Source organism: Frankia sp. AgB1.9 (assembly GCF_016786355.1).
Lineage (GTDB): Bacteria > Actinomycetota > Actinomycetes > Frankiales > Frankiaceae > Pseudofrankia.
This window is the reverse complement of sequence record NZ_JADWYX010000005.1, coordinates 41,929-56,535: the sequence shown is the minus strand read 5'-3', so window position 1 is coordinate 56,535 and position 14,607 is coordinate 41,929. Positions and strand designations below refer to the sequence as shown.

Below are 14,607 nucleotides of genomic sequence, written 5' to 3'. Positions count from 1 at the left end.
GAATCTGGTCCAGGTGACACAGCCGATCCTGGTTCAGGTGACACACCCGATCCTGTTCAAGGCGGGTACAGCCGGTCCTGTCGAGACGAACACAGGGCCACGCGCACACCGTAATCACATTCCAGTGAGGACAAAGTGACCGTAACTCTGGGCATGCCACAGGCTCCGGCTCGTCCGCTCGGCAAGCGCCGGGTGAGCCGGCAGATCAAGGTCGGCAGCGTCCTGGTCGGTGGCGACGCCCCCGTCTCGGTGCAGTCGATGTGCACCACGCTGACCGCGGACGTCAACGCGACGCTGCAGCAGATCGCTCAGCTGACCGCGTCCGGTTGTCAGATCGTCCGGGTGGCCGTGCCGAGCCAGGACGACGCCGACGCGCTCGCCGAGATCGCCCGCAAGTCCCCGATCCCGGTGATCGCCGACATTCACTTCCAGCCGAAGTACGTGTTCGCCGCGATCGACGCCGGCTGCGCCGCCGTCCGGGTGAACCCCGGCAACATCAAGACCTTCGACGACAAGATCGGCGAGATCGCCAAGCGGGCCAAGGCCGCCGGCGTCCCGATCCGGATCGGCGTCAACGCCGGCTCGCTGGACAAGCGGCTGCTGGCCAAGTACGGCAAGGCCACGCCGGAGGCGCTGACCGAGTCGGCGCTGTGGGAGTGCTCGCTGTTCGAGGAGCACGACTTCCGCGACATCAAGATCTCGGTCAAGCACCACGACCCGGTCGTGATGATCCAGGCCTACCGGATGCTCGCCGAGCGCTGCGACTACCCGTTGCACCTTGGTGTCACCGAGGCCGGCCCGCAGTTCCAGGGCACCATCAAGTCCGCCGTCGCGTTCGGCGCCCTGCTCGCCGAGGGGATCGGTGACACCCTGCGGGTGTCGCTGTCCGCCCCTCCGGTCGAGGAGGTCAAGGTCGGCATGGCGATCCTGGAATCGCTCGGCCTGCGCGACCGGCGCCTCGAGATCGTCTCCTGCCCGTCCTGCGGCCGGGCCCAGGTCGATGTGTACACGCTGGCCGAGCAGGTCTCCGCCGGCCTGGAGGGCATGACGATCCCGCTGCGGGTCGCGGTCATGGGCTGCGTCGTCAACGGCCCCGGTGAGGCCCGCGAGGCCGACCTGGGCGTCGCGTCCGGCAACGGCAAGGGTCAGATCTTCGTGCGTGGCGAGGTCATCAAGACCGTGCCCGAGGCGCAGATCGTCGAGACCCTGATCGAGGAGGCCATGCGACTGGCCGAGGAGATGGAGGCCGAGGGCGTCGCCTCCGGCGATCCGTCCGTCTCCGTCGGCTAGCGGCGGCGGGCACGGCAGCGGATGGGACTGCCGCTTCGGTCAGCCCCGGTGAGACTGCTGGACGACCGTGACCTGCCCTCGGTACGCCAGCTGCTCGCGCGCGACCCGGTGACCGACGTCTTCGTCGCGTCCCGGGTCGAGGCGTGTGGGCTGGACCCGTGGCGGCTCGGCGCCGAGGTCTGGGGACACGTCGTCGACGGCCGGATAGCCGCGCTGTGCTATTCGGGCGCGAACCTGTGGCCGGTCGGTGCCGGGCCCGCGTCGGTGAAGCTGTTCGCCGAGCGGGCCAGACGCGCCGGCCGGCGCTGCTCGTCGATCGTCGGTGAGGCGCGCTCTGTCGCCGAGCTGTGGCGCCACCTGGAGCCGGCCTGGGGGCCGGCGCGGGAGGTACGCGGCGAGCAGCCGCTGCTGGTCATCGACGGCCCGCCGTTGATCCGGCCGAACCCAGCGGTACGCCTGGTCCGGCCCGATGAGCTGGACATCCTGATGCCGGCGAGCATCGCGATGTTCACCGAGGAGATCGGCGTCTCGCCGATCCTGGCCGACGGCGGGGCGCTCTACCGGGCCCGGGTGGCGGAGTTCGTCGGGCAGCGCCGTTCCTTCGCGCACATCGAGGACGGCCGGGTGCTGTTCAAGGCCGAGATCGGCGCGATCGCCGGTGGGGTCAGCCAGGTGCAGGGCGTCTGGGTGGACCCGGCCCTGCGTGGCCGCGGGTACGGCGCCGCGGGCACGGCGAGCGTCGTCGCGCTGGCCCAGGCGATGTACGCGCCGGTGGTCAGCCTGTACGTCAACGACTTCAACACCCCGGCCCGCCGCGCCTATGAACGGGTGGGCTTCCGGCGAGCTGGCACGTTCGCGTCCGTTTTGTTCTAGATCGTCGGGATACCCCGGTGCTCTTGCTCGGCCTATTCTTCATAATTCCGATGAGATAACTAGAGAAAGCGATTCTCTCGGCCGGGCAGGGTTTTTGAGCTTGGTCATTCCGCTCGTTCTACGCTGATGGCCGATTGTTACAAGATCGTGTCATTGGTGCAACGAGCGACTGGTTCTCCCGTGATCCCTCTGGCATGCTGTCGTTCCCGACAAGTCCGATTGACTTGCGTGTACCGTCGCTGTGTGCGTGTCCTGGGAGGAACAGATATGAAGCCCACGAGGCTGGGGTCATCTGGGCGGGGAGCGGGTCCGTGGACATGGGGGCCAACAGCGGGCCGCATGCGCCGCGGGGTACCCCTGATCGCTGCTGGTGCGGCTGTCGCGCTGGCGGTGGCCGCGTGCGGCGGCAGCTCGGGCGGCGGCGGCAGCGCGGCGGCGAGCAGCACCCCGGGCCCGAACGCGGGCCAGACAGTCGCGATCGTCGGGTATTCGGTTCCCAAGCCCGCGTACGACGCGCTGGAGGTGGCGTTCCTCAAGACCGACGCCGGTAAGGGCGTCAAGTTCTCGGAGACCTTCGGGGCGAGTGGCACCGAGAGCAAGGCCGTGGCGGCTGGCCAGAAGGCCGACTTCGTCGCTTTCTCGCTCGACCCGGACGTGACGCGCCTGGTGCCGAAGTTCGTGGACGCGAGCTGGAACTCGGACGCCAACAAGGGCCAGATCTCCGACTCTGTCGTCGTGATCGCGGTCCGCAAGGGCAACCCGCTGCACATCACCGGCTGGGACGACCTGATCAAGCCCGGCGTGAAGATCGTCACGCCCGACCCGGCGTCCTCCGGCTCGGCCAAGTGGAACATCCTCGCGGCCTACGAGCACATCATCGCTGAGGGTGGCACGGACGCGGATGCCCAGGCGTACCTGACGTCCTTCTTCAAGAACGTCGTGAGCAAGCCGTCCAGCGGCGCCGAGGCGACCACGACCTTCACCGCGGGCACCGGCGACGTGCTGATCTCGTACGAGAACGAGGCCATCGGCGCCCGGCAGAAGGGCACGAGCCTCGACTACGTCGTCCCGAAGGAAAGCTTCCTGATCGAGAACCCGGTCGCGGTGACCCTCACCGCCAACTCGGCGGCCAAGGCGTTCCTGGACTTCGCCCGGAGTGACGCGGGTCAGGCGATCTTCGCCAGCAAGGGCTTCCGGCCGGTCGACAAGAACGTCACCGTCGGCACCGTGCAGGGCGCGAACGACCCGAGCAAGCCGTTCCCGACCGTCGCCAAGCTGACGACCATCAAGGACCTCGGCGGCTGGACCAAGGTCAACAAGGACTTCTTCGGCGCCGACACCGGCATCGTGACGAAGATCGAGAACGCCACCGGATGAGCACCCTGGTGGAGCCAGCTCCAACGGCTTCACCGGCTCGGCCGCGGGTCTGGGCTGGGGCTGGGGCTGGTGGTGCTGTGGCTGAGCCTGCTGGTGCTGATCCCGCTGGCGGCCGTCGTCGCGCGCGGGTTCACCGGCGGGTGGAGCGGCTTCTGGAACAACATCACCGATCCGAGCGCCGTACGGGCGTTGCGGCTGACGGTGACCAGTTCCCTGCTGGTGGCTGTCATCAACGCGGTGATGGGGACGTTGCTGGCCTGGGTGCTGGTGCGCGACCCCTTCCCGGGCCGGCGGCTGGTGAACCTGATCATCGATATTCCGTTCGCGCTGCCGACCATCGTGGCCGGGCTGGTGCTGCTGGCCGTGTACGGCACCAACAGCCCGGTCGGGATCCACCTGCTCGGGACGCAGCGGGCCATCGTGCTCGGGCTGCTCTTCGTGACGCTCCCGTTCGTGGTCCGGTCGGTCCAGCCGGTGCTGATGGCGCTCGACACCGACGCAGAGCAGGCCGCGGCCTGCCTGGGTGCATCGCCCTGGACGACCTTCCGGCGGGTGGTGCTCCCGCTGCTCCTGCCGGCCATCGCCTCCGGCGCCGCCCTTGCCTTCGCCCGGGCGATGGGCGAGTACGGGTCGGTGCTGTTGATCTCCGGCGGGCTGAGCCGGACCCGGGTCTCGTCGATGTTCGCGTATCAGAAGATCGAGAACTTCGACTTCGCCGCCGCCGCGGCGACCGCCACCGTCCTGCTGGCGGTCAGCCTGTTGGTGATCATCGGCCTGGATCTGCTCCAGCGCGCGGCGGCCCGCCGTGGGTAGCCGCAGCGCCGGCCGGCTGGTCCGGCGGTTCGTCGCGCTGGCCTACGTCGCGGTCCTCGTGCTGGTTCCGCTGGTGGTCGTCGTCTGGAAGACCGTGAGCCCGGGCGCGTCGGCGTTCTGGTCGGCGATCAGCTCCCACCAGGCGGTGACCGCCTTCCGGCTGACCGCGGAGATCTCGCTGGCCTCGGTCGCGCTCAACACGGTGTTCGGGGTCGGGCTGGCACTGCTGATCACCCGGTATCGCTTCCCGGGACGCCGGCTGCTCAACTCGCTGGCGGACCTGCCGATCTCGGTGTCGCCGATCGTCGTCGGCCTCGCGCTGGTGCTGGTCTACGGCCCGGTCGACGGCTGGTTCGGGCGCGGCCTGCACGACGCGGGATTCAACATCATCTTTGCGGTGCCCGGCATGATCCTCGCGACCACGTTCGTGTCGATGCCGTTGATCCTTCGCGAGCTGGTTCCCGTCCTCGACGAGGCAGGGATCGACCAGGAGCAGGCCGCCCGGGTGCTCGGGGCCAACGCCTGGCAGCGGTTCGTCCGGATCACGATTCCGATCATCCGGCCCGCGCTGCTGTACGGCATCGTGCTCAGCCTGGCCCGCTCGATCGGAGAGTTCGGCGCGGTACTCGTGGTGTCCGGGAACGTCAGCGGCGTCAACCAGACCCAGACCGTGCCGCTGCTGGTCTCCGAACGAATCCAGCAGCTGGAGCCGGGCGCCTACCAGCTCGCGTTCCTGCTGATCGTGGTCACCGTTCTCACGATCGTCGTCGTCAACCTCCGGCGGATCAGGAGCGAATCGAACAGCGGATCCAACAGCGGATCCAACAATGTCGAACCGCACGCCGCGGTACTGGACGAGGGTGGGCTCTAGGTGAGCATCGAGGTCAAGTCGGTCGGGAAGCGGTTCGGCAGCTTCGTCGCGCTGGACGACGTCAACCTGACCGTGGCGGACGGCGGCCTGACCGCACTGCTGGGACCCAGCGGTGGCGGCAAGTCCACCCTGCTGCGGATCATCGGCGGGCTGGAGCAGCCGGACACCGGAACCATCCACATCAACGGGACGGACGCCACGGGTGTCCCGCCTCAGCGGCGCAACGTCGGCTTCGTGTTCCAGCACTACGCCGCCTTCAAGCACCTGTCGGTGTACCGGAACGTCGCGTTCGGCCTGGAGGTCCGCAAGCGGCCGAAGGCCGAGATCCGCGAGCGGGTGCACGAGCTGCTGGCCCTCGTCCACCTGGAGCAGTTCGCCGACCGGCTGCCGGAGCAGCTCTCCGGTGGCCAGCGCCAACGGATGGCGCTCGCGCGCGCCCTGGCGGTCAAGCCGTCGGTGCTCCTGCTCGACGAGCCGTTCGGGGCGCTGGACGCCCAGGTCCGCAAGGAGCTGCGCGACTGGCTGCGCCGGCTGCACGACGAGGTGCACGTGACGACCATCTTCGTGACGCACGACCAGGAGGAGGCCCTTGAGGTCGCCGACGAGCTGGTGGTCATCAACCACGGCCGGATCGAGCAGGTCGGCAGCCCAGCCGAGGTCTACGACAAGCCGGCGAACGACTTCGTGATGAGCTTCCTCGGCCCGGTCACCCATCTCGCCGGCCGGCTGGTCCGCCCGCACGACCTGGAGATCTTCACGGCCGAGACGCCCGAGGCCGTGCCGGCGGCGGTTGCCAGCCTGCAGCGGATCGGCTTCGAGGTCCGGGTCACGCTGGACGCCGGCGCGGAGCAGCCCTGGGCCCAGCTCACCCGCGGGCAGTCCGAGGCCCTCGGTCTCGCCACCGGCGACCGCGTGTGGATCCGCGCTCCCCGCTGATCGTCACGGGCTGGCCACCGGCGAACCCATGACCGGGGCGTGGCCAGCGCCGTGGACGCGCGGCACGGTACCCGCCGTGGGCGTGATCATGGCAGGCGCGGCAAGATGGAAGCATGCAGATCTCCGCGCGTGCCGACTACGCCCTGCGCGCACTGCTGACCCTCGCCGCCAGCGACGGCGGGCTGGTCAAGGGTGAGACGCTCGCGTCGGCGCAGGACCTGCCGTTGCGGTTCCTCGAGAACATCCTGACCGACCTGCGCCGCAGCGGCCTGGTGGCCAGCAGGCGCGGCGCCGAGGGCGGCTACCAGCTGGCCCGCCCGGCCGCCGAGATCGACGTGGCCACCGTCATCCGGGCGACCGACGGCCCGCTCGCCGGCGTGCGCGGCCGGCGGCCGGAGGAGGTCACCTACGAGGGTGCGGCGAAGAACCTCCAGGACGTCTGGATCGCGGTCCGGGTGAGCCTGCGCCAGGTGCTGGAGTCCGTGACCCTCGCCGACATCGCCTCGGGGGAGCTGCCCGAGCTGATCCGCGAGCACAGCCAGGCCCCGGGCGCCTGGTCGCGCCGCTGACCCCGGACCGCCCCGGTACCCGGGTCAGGAGCCGCCGGGGAACGCCTGGATGGCGCTCGCGGGGTTCTTGCCGGCGGTAAGCCTGGCCCGCTGGGCGCGGACGGCCGCCTGGGTCAGCGCGTCCACGACCAGCTCGCGGGTGGGGCCGCCCACCGTCGCGACCGCGTCGTAGGCGGCGGCGGCCGTGCGGTCGTCGAGCTGCGCGAGCAGGGTCAGCGCCGCCAGGACGGTCGTGGGGCTGACGGGCAGGGCGTAGGCCGGCAGCGCGGCCGACGGTTGGGCGCCGGCGGCCAACAGCAGCCCGGTCAGCTGGTCCCGGAGCTCGCGGTGCGCGGCGTAGGCCGCGAACGCCAGCGTCCGGGCGTCTCCGGCCGGCGCGCCGAGCGGCGCGAGTGCTCCGCCGGCCGCCGACGTCCCGTACACCGCGCCATGCTCGACGGCGAGCAGCGCCGACAGCGCCGTGACTCCGGCCTGGCTCAGCGCCCCGATCGAGGACGGCGTGGTCGAGGACGGCGTGGTCGTCGGCCGGCTGGTCCCCACCATCGTGCCTTTCATCCTTGCGTTGTTCGGGTGGTCGGCCGCGGGTCGTCCGGGCGGGACGGGGCCGGGTCAGCCGGTGGCGCCGAGCGCGAGCAGGTCGGCGTGGCAGGACTCGGCCGCGTACAGGCTAGCGAGCAGCGGCGCGAGCCGGGTGGTCGTCGACAGGCAGCCGGCCCGGTGGGCGCCGGCCGCGGTGCGCTCGGCGGCCGCCAGCGCCGCCAGGGCGCTCGCCCGGGCCGCCGTGGAGTCGTCCACCGGCGCGGTGGCGGGCCCGGTGGGCGTCGCGGCGGCGCCGGCCGGACTGGCGGCAGGAGTGCCGGAGCCGCCCGCCGACGGCGTCGTGGTCGGATCGGCGGTCGACACCCCGGGCACCAGCGTGGCCAACGCCGAGAGGTGCTGGGCGTGGTGCGCGCGCAGGCCGGCCAGCAGGCCGGTGAGCGCCGGGTGGCTGGCGATGGCGGCGTCGTAGCGGGCCAGCAGGGCGCGCTCGGTGCCGGCCGCGGCCTGGGCGGCCGCGAGATCGACCGGTGGTTCCACCGAGCTGGTCGGCAGCTTCGTGGAGCAGCCTGCGGCGAGCGTGGCCAGGCCGGTCGCGGCCAGGCCTGTCGCCGGCAACGCCAGCACTGCCCGCCGGGACGGGGCCGCGACCCTTCGCACGCTGCGCAGCCAATCACACTCCTGTGCGCTCCACGTGGTCTGGGCTCCCCGCCCGGGTGCGCCGCCGAGGTGCCGGCCCGCTCGGTTCCGACCGGACAGCCCGGCCATAGTTCGACTCCGCTTTCGACTCCGCCGGCCAGAGGTGGCAGCCCGGCGGGAGGCTGGATTGGAGCCGTACCGCGACGGACGTAGGCTATGGATCTCGAAGACCACCCAGACCGCGGGCAGGTGTCCTGGCGGTCGGGCGTCCTGATCGTCCCCGGCCGGCGACAACACCCGGTGACGCGGCGCCAGGCGGTCGGCGTTCATGGCGCGGGGCGAGAACAGACCGGGGGAACACTTCCCGGGGGTCCGCCCCAGACCAGCACACACCCACCGAGGCACGAGCCTCGGGACCAGAAGGAACGAAGGGATCGGGCGACGTGGCACGGGACGCGAGTGGCCGCACGGGCCACCGGCCGCAGACGAGCGGCTCGGCGCCGCCGGCCGAGATCCGCGACCGGCTCGCCGAGGCGCTCGCGCAGGCCGGGTTCGACCTGGACGACCTGAGCCTGTCGCGCGCCGGCTCCCGCAGCGTGCTGCGGGTGGCCGTCGACCGCGACGACGGCATCGACCTGGACGCGGTCGCCGACGCCAGCCGGCTGATCTCCGAGCTGCTCGATCAGGTCGACGAGCGCGGTCTGGCCGGCGCGTACGTGCTGGAGGTGACGTCGCCCGGTGTCGACCGGCCGCTGACGGAGCCTCGGCACTGGCGGCGGGCCCGCGGCCGGCTGGTCGAGGCCCGGCGGGTGGACGGCGCCGTCGTCCTCGGCCGGGTGCTCGGCGCGGATGACGAGGGCGTCGACCTCGCGGTCGCCGCCGGATCGGCGCGGCGGGGCCGCCCGGTGAAGACGAAGCTTGAACGGCTACGGTTCGCCGACGTGGCCAGGGCCGTGGTCCAGATCGAGTTCGGCCCGGCCGGCGGCGAGTCGGCCGACGCCGGCGCCGCGGACGCCGGCCCGGCCGCGACGGATGCCGACGTGGACCTGGCCGAGGACGACGGCGCGGGCTTCGAGGACGCGGCCGAGGTCGGCGACGAGCTGGATGACGGCTGGGCCGATGACGACGGGGCCGCTGACCTTGACGAGCTGGACGTCGCCGATGACCAGCACGGCGCCGACGACCCGGGCGATGCCCGGCGCGCGCCGACCGCCGGGCGCCGCAAGGATGTCGGCGGGAGCCCGGGTGAGGAGACAGACCGGTGAAAATTAGCGTCGCCGAGCTGCGCGGCATCGAGCGTGAATATGATCTTGCGTTCGAGACGCTGGTCGAGGCGATCGAGACCGCGCTGCTCAAGGCCTACCAGCACACCCGCGTCCAGCAGGACGCGGGCGACGAGGAGGAGCCCCGGGTCGCCGACGCCCGGGTGGTCGTCGACCGCAAGAGCGGTGAGGTGACCGTCCTGGCCCAGGAGATCCAGCCGGACGGCTCGGCCCGGGAATGGGACGACACGCCGGCGGACTTCGGCCGCATCGCCCAGGCGACCGCCAAGCAGGTCATCATGCAGCGGCTGCGGGAGGCCAAGCAGGAGGTCACCTACGGCCAGTACGCGGACCGCGAGCACGAGATCGTCTCCGGCGTGGTCCAGCACCACGAGCAGCGGGCCGGCTCCCGGGTGGTCCTCGTCGACCTGGGGGCGATCGAGGGCGTGCTGCCGCCGGCCGAGCAGGTGCCCGGCGAGACGCTGGAGCACGGCGACCGGATCAAGTGCTATGTGGTGCACGTCGCCCGCAGCCCGCACGGCGCGGCCGTGACCCTGTCGCGGACCCACCCCGAGCTGGTGAAGGGCCTGTTCCGGCTGGAGGTCCCGGAGGTCGCGGACGGTACTGTCGAGATCGCCGCGATCGCCCGGGAGGCCGGGCACCGCAGCAAGATCGCGGTCCGGTCCAAGGTCGCCGGGGTGAACCCGAAGGGTGCGTGCATCGGCCCGATGGGCAGCCGGGTGCGCGCGGTGATGGCCGAGCTGCACGGCGAGAAGATCGACATCGTCGACTGGTCGGCCGACCCGGCGACGTTCGTCGGCAACGCGCTCTCGCCCGCTCGGGTGTCCCGCGTCGAGGTCACCGACCTCGCCGGCCGGGCGGCCCGGGTCACGGTGCCTGACTACCAGCTCTCACTGGCGATCGGGCGGGAGGGCCAGAACGCTCGGCTCGCCGCCCGGCTGACCAGCTGGCGGATCGACATCCATTCGGACACGGAAGGTGACAATGGTGGCGCCGGGCGACGCCCCGCCGACTCGCCGCGCCGCGCCGGCGCCGGGCCGGCGGATCTCCGCCGCCCGGACGCAGCCCCGGCCGTCACCGGACCAGGCGCCGGCGGACCGGGCGCCCGACGCTCGCCGGCAGCGGGCGGGCAGCCTAGGGGCGCAACGGGATAGACTCGCCGTGGCGCGCCGTGGGGAGCAGGAACTCGCCGGTACTTCAGGTGGGCGTACTGCGACAGGTGAAGGTACTTCAGTCGGAAAGTCGGCTGTTCGCACCTGTGTTGGTTGTCGATCCCGGGCGGCGCGGTCCGACCTGCTGCGTATCGTCGTGGTGGACGGTGAACTCCTGCCCGATGTTCGCCGCCGCTTGCCCGGCCGGGGGGCGCATCTGCACCCCGACCTGACATGCCTCGACCTCGCGGAGCGCCGGAGGGCGTTTCCCCGTGCGTTGCGGGTGCCTGGGCCGCTCGGTTCCGAGCGGGTCCGGGCGCACGTCCAGCAGATTCCTCGTCCCAACCGGGACGAGGACGAGCCGGGACGTTGTTGAGAGGTCCGACGGGAATCAGCGGCCCCACTGGGGCTGGTGAGGCCCGGGCAAGACCGGGTGGCGCGTGACGCGCGCTGACCGGGCAAGGAGCCAGGGTGGGGGAGTGCCCCACTGGACGGTGGCGTTCGCCGGAGGTAACCGGCCGACGCCGACACGGAAGCAGGTCGAGAGCGATGACCGCGCAATGAGCACGCAGCCATGATCGCGACCAGCAGGTAACGAGGTCACGCGGGCGCCGAACCGCGGGCCGAACGAAGGAGCACCGTGGCAGGTAAGGCCCGCGTACACGAGCTCGCCAAGGAGCTCGGCGTCGACAGCAAGACCGTCCTTGGCACGCTGAAAGACATGGGCGAGTTCGTCAAGTCCGCCTCTTCCACCGTTGAAGCACCCGTCGTCCGCAAGCTCAAGGAGCGGCTCGGCGGTCCCGCGGAGGCCGGCTCCAAGCCGGGCCGTCCCGGTCCCGCCGGCAATGGCGGTCGTCCCGCCAATGGCGCGGGTCCCCGTCCCGGCCCCGGCGCTGGTGTGCCCGGCCGGCCGGGTCCCCGTCCCGGCCCAGCCCCGGCTCCCGGCCGTCCCGGTCCCGCGACCGGTCCTCGGCCCGCCGCGGCTCCCGGTGGCGGCGCCGCTCCGGCACCGGTGTCCACCCGTCCGTCGGTGAACGCTCCGGTCGAGCCCGTGCGCCCCGAGCCGGTCCCGCAGGTGGACCGGCCGGCTGCGCCCGCCGCGGCCGCCTCGCAGTCCCCCACGCAGTCAGGTCCTCGTCCCGGCCCCCGGCCTGGGATGCCTGGGCCGCCCGGGTCGCGGACGCGTCCCGGCGCCCCGGCAGCGGCTCCTGACAGCCCGGCACCTGCCGGCGATCAGGCTGCTCCCGGCGGCTCGGCCGCTCCTGGTGGTCAGGCCTCCCCGCCTGCCGCCGCCGGTGGTCCGGCTCCCGGTGCCGCGCAGGCGTCCGCCGGTGGTCCGGCGGCCGCGCCGCCTCGCACCGGTGGCCCGCGGCCTGGTCCGCGTCCCGGCCCACGGCCGCAGGGACCTGGTAACAACCCGTACACCACGCCCAGTTCCGCCGCGCCCCGCCCCAGTGGTGGCGGCGGCGCTCCCGGCGGTCCCCGGACTGGTGCTCCGCGTCCCGGTGGCGCGCCCGGCGCGCCGCGCTCGGGTGCCCCGAGCGGTCCCGGTGGCCCGCGGCCGAGCCCCGGCAGCATGCCGCCTCGGCCCGGTGGCAGCGGTGGCCCGAGGCCGGGTGGCTCAGGCGGCATGCCGCCTCGGCCCGGTGGCTCCGGCGGCCCGCGTCCCGGCCCCGGCATGTTCCAGCCTCGCCCGGCGGGTGGCGCTCCTGGCCGCCCCGGCGGCGGTCCTGGGGCGCGTCCGGGTGGTGGCGGCGGCGCTGGTGGTCCGCGGCCCGGCGGCGGTGGCGGCTTCGCCGGCCGCGCGGGTGGCGCTCCTGGCCGTCCCGGCGGTCCGGGTGGTGCCGGTGGCGCCGGTCGTCCCGGTGGTCCCGGTGGCGGTGGCGCGGGCGGCGGTGGCCGTCCGGCCGCCGGCGGTCGTGGCCGTGGCGGTACGACGGCGGGCGCCTTCGGCCCCGGTGGCCGTGGCCGTCCGGGTCGTCAGCGCAAGTCCAAGCGCGCGAAGCGGCAGGAATGGGAGAGCGGCCTCGAGGCGCCGCGCATGGGGGCGATGGTCCCGCGCGGTAACGGGCAGGCCATCCGGCTCCCACGTGGCGCGTCGCTCGCCGACTTCGCCGACAAGATCGAGGCGAACCCGGGCGCTCTGGTCCAGGTGGTGTTCACCCAGCTCGGCGAGATGGTGACGGCGACCCAGTCGTGCACCGACGAGACGCTGCAGCTGCTCGGCGTCACCCTGGGCTACGAGGTCCAGATCGTCAGCCCCGAGGACGAGGACAAGGAGCTCCTGGAGACCTTCGACCTCGAGTTCGGTGGCGCCTACGCCGAGGACGTCGTGCTCGGCACCCGTCCGCCGGTCGTCACGGTCATGGGCCACGTCGACCACGGCAAGACGAAGCTGCTCGACGCGATCCGGTCCGCTGACGTGGTCGCCGGCGAGGCGGGTGGCATCACCCAGCACATCGGCGCCTACCAGATCACCGCCACGGTCGACGGCGACGAGCGGCCGATCACCTTCATCGACACCCCGGGTCACGAGACCTTCACGGCCATGCGTGCCCGCGGTGCCCAGGTGACCGACATCGTCGTTCTGGTCGTCGCGGCCGACGACGGCGTCATGCCGCAGACCATCGAGGCGCTCAACCACGCCCAGGCGGCGAACGTGCCGATCGTGGTCGCGGTGAACAAGATCGACAAGGAGGGCGCGGACCCGGCGAAGGTCCGTGGCCAGCTCACCGAGTACGGCCTGGTCGCCGAGGAGTACGGCGGCGACACGATGTTCGTCGACGTCTCCGCGCGCAGCCGGACCAACATCGACGGGCTGCTCGAGGCGATCATCCTGACGGCTGACGCGTCGCTCGACCTGCAGGCGGCGTTCGGCGTCGACGCGCAGGGTGTGGCGATCGAAGGCCGGCTCGACCGCGGCCGTGGCCCCGTGGCGACGGTTCTGGTCCAGCGCGGCACGCTGAAGATCGGTGACTCGATCGTCGCCGGCGAGGCGTTCGGCCGCGTCCGCGCGATGCTCGACGAGCACGGCGCGAACGTGACCGAGGCTGGTCCGGCCCGTCCGGTGCAGGTGCTGGGCTTCACCAGCGTGCCGGACGCGGGCGACAACCTCCTGGTCGTGCCCGAGGACCGGGTCGCCCGGCAGATCGCCGAGCGGCGTCAGGCCCGCGAGCGCAACGCCGAGCTGGCGATGAGCCGTGGCCGCCCGACGCTGGAGACCATCCTCGAGCGGATGAAGGAGGGCGAGAAGACTCAGCTCAACCTCATCCTCAAGGGAGACGTCTCCGGTTCGGTGGAGGCCCTCGAAGACGCGCTGCTCAAGATCGACCTCGGCGACGAGGTCGGGCTGCGCATCATCGACCGCGGTGTCGGCGCGATCACCGAGACCAACGTCATGCTGGCCTCGGCGTCGGACGCGCTCATCATCGGCTTCAACGTCCGCCCGCAGGGCAAGGCGACCGAGCTGGCCGACCGCGAGGGTGTCGAGGTCCGGTACTACTCGGTCATCTACCAGGCGATCGAGGACATCGAGAACGCCCTCAAGGGCATGCTCAAGCCGGTCTACGAGGAAGCCCAGCTCGGCACGGCGGAGGTCCGCGAGGTCTTCCGGGTGCCGCGCATCGGCAACGTCGCCGGCTGCATCGTCCGGACCGGGATCATCCGGCGCAACAGCAAGGCGCGCCTGATCCGGGACGGCGTGGTGGTCGCCGACAACCTCACCGTCGAGTCGCTGAAGCGGTTCAAGGACGACGCCGTCGAGGTCCGCGACGGGTACGAGTGCGGTATCGGACTCGGCTCGTTCAACGACATCAAGCTGGAAGACGTCATCGAAACCTTCGAGCAGCGCGAGATCCCGCGCGTTTAAGCCGACAGGGCCGCCGGCAGGGAACTACATACATGTGGATAGGTCTGCTCAGCGTGGACGTGCGGCTTGGTGACGTTCATTCGCTGAAGGAGAAGCGGTCGCTCGTGCGGCCGGTCGTGGCCGAGCTGCGCAAGCGGTTTCCGGTGAGCGCGGCCGAGGTCGACCATCACGAGCTGCACCGGCGGGTGAAGTTCGGCATCGCGGTCGTCGCTGCCGACCGGGGCTTCTGCGTCGACATCCTCGACGGCTGTGAGCGCCTGGTCGAGGAGCGGCCGGAGCTTGAGGTTCTCGAGACGCGCCGCCGCCTGCTCGCCGAGGACGACATTGACGAACAGGCCGACCTCTCCGGTGGCTGGAGCGGCCTACAAGGGGCATGACCGACGTGGACCGGTTAGGTCTT

The 14,607-nt window shown here is 72.0% G+C and carries 14 protein-coding genes; 12 read left to right on the top strand and 2 right to left on the bottom strand.

The features are described from left to right. Window positions 1-135 precede the first annotated feature (135 nt). From ispG to I6A60_RS03055, 7 genes are all read left to right on the top strand, one after another. Window positions 136-1,290: a flavodoxin-dependent (E)-4-hydroxy-3-methylbut-2-enyl-diphosphate synthase gene (gene ispG / locus I6A60_RS03085; RefSeq protein WP_203016837.1), complete on the top strand. Its 1,155-nt coding sequence runs from the start codon at window positions 136-138 to the stop codon at window positions 1,288-1,290. 21 nt (window positions 1,291-1,311) lie between these two features. Continuing rightward, window positions 1,312-2,163: a GNAT family N-acetyltransferase gene (locus I6A60_RS03080; RefSeq protein ID WP_203016839.1), complete on the top strand. Its 852-nt coding sequence runs from the start codon at window positions 1,312-1,314 to the stop codon at window positions 2,161-2,163. Between the two features lie 339 nt (window positions 2,164-2,502). Continuing rightward, window positions 2,503-3,540, top strand: coding sequence for a sulfate ABC transporter substrate-binding protein (locus I6A60_RS03075; protein ID WP_238434645.1), 1,038 nt, complete (start codon window positions 2,503-2,505; stop codon window positions 3,538-3,540). A 72-nt stretch (window positions 3,541-3,612) separates the two neighbouring features. After that, window positions 3,613-4,353 carry a sulfate ABC transporter permease subunit CysT gene (gene cysT / locus I6A60_RS03070; RefSeq protein WP_307838674.1) on the top strand — a complete coding sequence of 247 codons (741 nt, stop codon included), beginning with the start codon at window positions 3,613-3,615 and terminating at the stop codon, window positions 4,351-4,353. Next, window positions 4,346-5,224, top strand: a complete 879-nt coding sequence (locus I6A60_RS03065) for a sulfate ABC transporter permease subunit (protein WP_203016845.1) — start codon at window positions 4,346-4,348, stop codon at window positions 5,222-5,224. The genes cysT and I6A60_RS03065 overlap by 8 nt, the downstream gene beginning before the upstream one ends. Next, complete coding sequence (locus tag I6A60_RS03060) at window positions 5,225-6,160, top strand: sulfate/molybdate ABC transporter ATP-binding protein (RefSeq protein ID WP_203016847.1); 936 nt, start codon at window positions 5,225-5,227, stop codon at window positions 6,158-6,160. It begins immediately after the preceding gene. A 113-nt stretch (window positions 6,161-6,273) separates the two neighbouring features. Further along, the gene (locus I6A60_RS03055; RefSeq protein WP_013422290.1) at window positions 6,274-6,729 is read left to right on the top strand and encodes an Rrf2 family transcriptional regulator; all 456 of its coding nucleotides are present in this window, start codon (window positions 6,274-6,276) and stop codon (window positions 6,727-6,729) included. Window positions 6,730-6,753: 24 nt separating this feature from the next. Here I6A60_RS03055 and I6A60_RS03050 read toward each other — a convergent pair whose 3' ends face one another. Together I6A60_RS03050 and I6A60_RS03045 are read right to left on the bottom strand one after the other, a co-directional pair. After that, complete coding sequence (locus I6A60_RS03050) at window positions 6,754-7,272, bottom strand: DUF4439 domain-containing protein (RefSeq protein ID WP_203016849.1); 519 nt, start codon at window positions 7,270-7,272, stop codon at window positions 6,754-6,756. Window positions 7,273-7,338: 66 nt separating this feature from the next. After that, window positions 7,339-7,926, bottom strand: coding sequence for a hypothetical protein (locus I6A60_RS03045; protein WP_307838673.1), 588 nt, complete (start codon window positions 7,924-7,926; stop codon window positions 7,339-7,341). Between the two features lie 422 nt (window positions 7,927-8,348). On the opposite strand from I6A60_RS03045, the gene rimP reads away from it, so the two are divergent. From rimP to I6A60_RS03020, 5 genes are all read left to right on the top strand, one after another. Next, entirely contained in the window at window positions 8,349-9,170 is an 822-nt protein-coding gene (gene rimP / locus I6A60_RS03040) for a ribosome maturation factor RimP (protein ID WP_203016852.1), read from the top strand. Next, window positions 9,167-10,342, top strand: a complete 1,176-nt coding sequence (gene nusA, locus I6A60_RS03035) for a transcription termination factor NusA (RefSeq protein ID WP_203016854.1) — start codon at window positions 9,167-9,169, stop codon at window positions 10,340-10,342. The genes rimP and nusA overlap by 4 nt, the downstream gene beginning before the upstream one ends. 7 nt (window positions 10,343-10,349) lie before the next feature. Beyond that, on the top strand, window positions 10,350-10,715 hold the full coding sequence (locus I6A60_RS41195; RefSeq protein WP_203016856.1) for a YlxR family protein: 366 nt from the start codon (window positions 10,350-10,352) through the stop codon (window positions 10,713-10,715). Window positions 10,716-10,979: 264 nt separating this feature from the next. Continuing rightward, window positions 10,980-14,207: a translation initiation factor IF-2 gene (infB, locus tag I6A60_RS03025; protein WP_203016858.1), complete on the top strand. Its 3,228-nt coding sequence runs from the start codon at window positions 10,980-10,982 to the stop codon at window positions 14,205-14,207. 32 nt (window positions 14,208-14,239) lie between these two features. Continuing rightward, window positions 14,240-14,584 carry a DUF503 domain-containing protein gene (locus tag I6A60_RS03020; RefSeq protein WP_013422297.1) on the top strand — a complete coding sequence of 115 codons (345 nt, stop codon included), beginning with the start codon at window positions 14,240-14,242 and terminating at the stop codon, window positions 14,582-14,584. The last annotated feature ends 23 nt before the right edge of the window (window positions 14,585-14,607 follow it).

Bases quoted from the DNA above. Each gene is read 5' to 3' on its own strand.
- I6A60_RS03050 (WP_203016849.1), bottom strand. From the start codon at position 7,272: ATGGTGGGGACCAGCCGGCCGACGACCACGCCGTCCTCGACCACGCCG.
- I6A60_RS03055 (WP_013422290.1), top strand. From the start codon at position 6,274: ATGCAGATCTCCGCGCGTGCCGACTACGCCCTGCGCGCACTGCTGACC.
- I6A60_RS03080 (WP_203016839.1), top strand. From the start codon at position 1,312: ATGGGACTGCCGCTTCGGTCAGCCCCGGTGAGACTGCTGGACGACCGT.
- I6A60_RS03075 (WP_238434645.1), top strand. From the start codon at position 2,503: ATGCGCCGCGGGGTACCCCTGATCGCTGCTGGTGCGGCTGTCGCGCTG.
- I6A60_RS03020 (WP_013422297.1), top strand. From the start codon at position 14,240: ATGTGGATAGGTCTGCTCAGCGTGGACGTGCGGCTTGGTGACGTTCAT.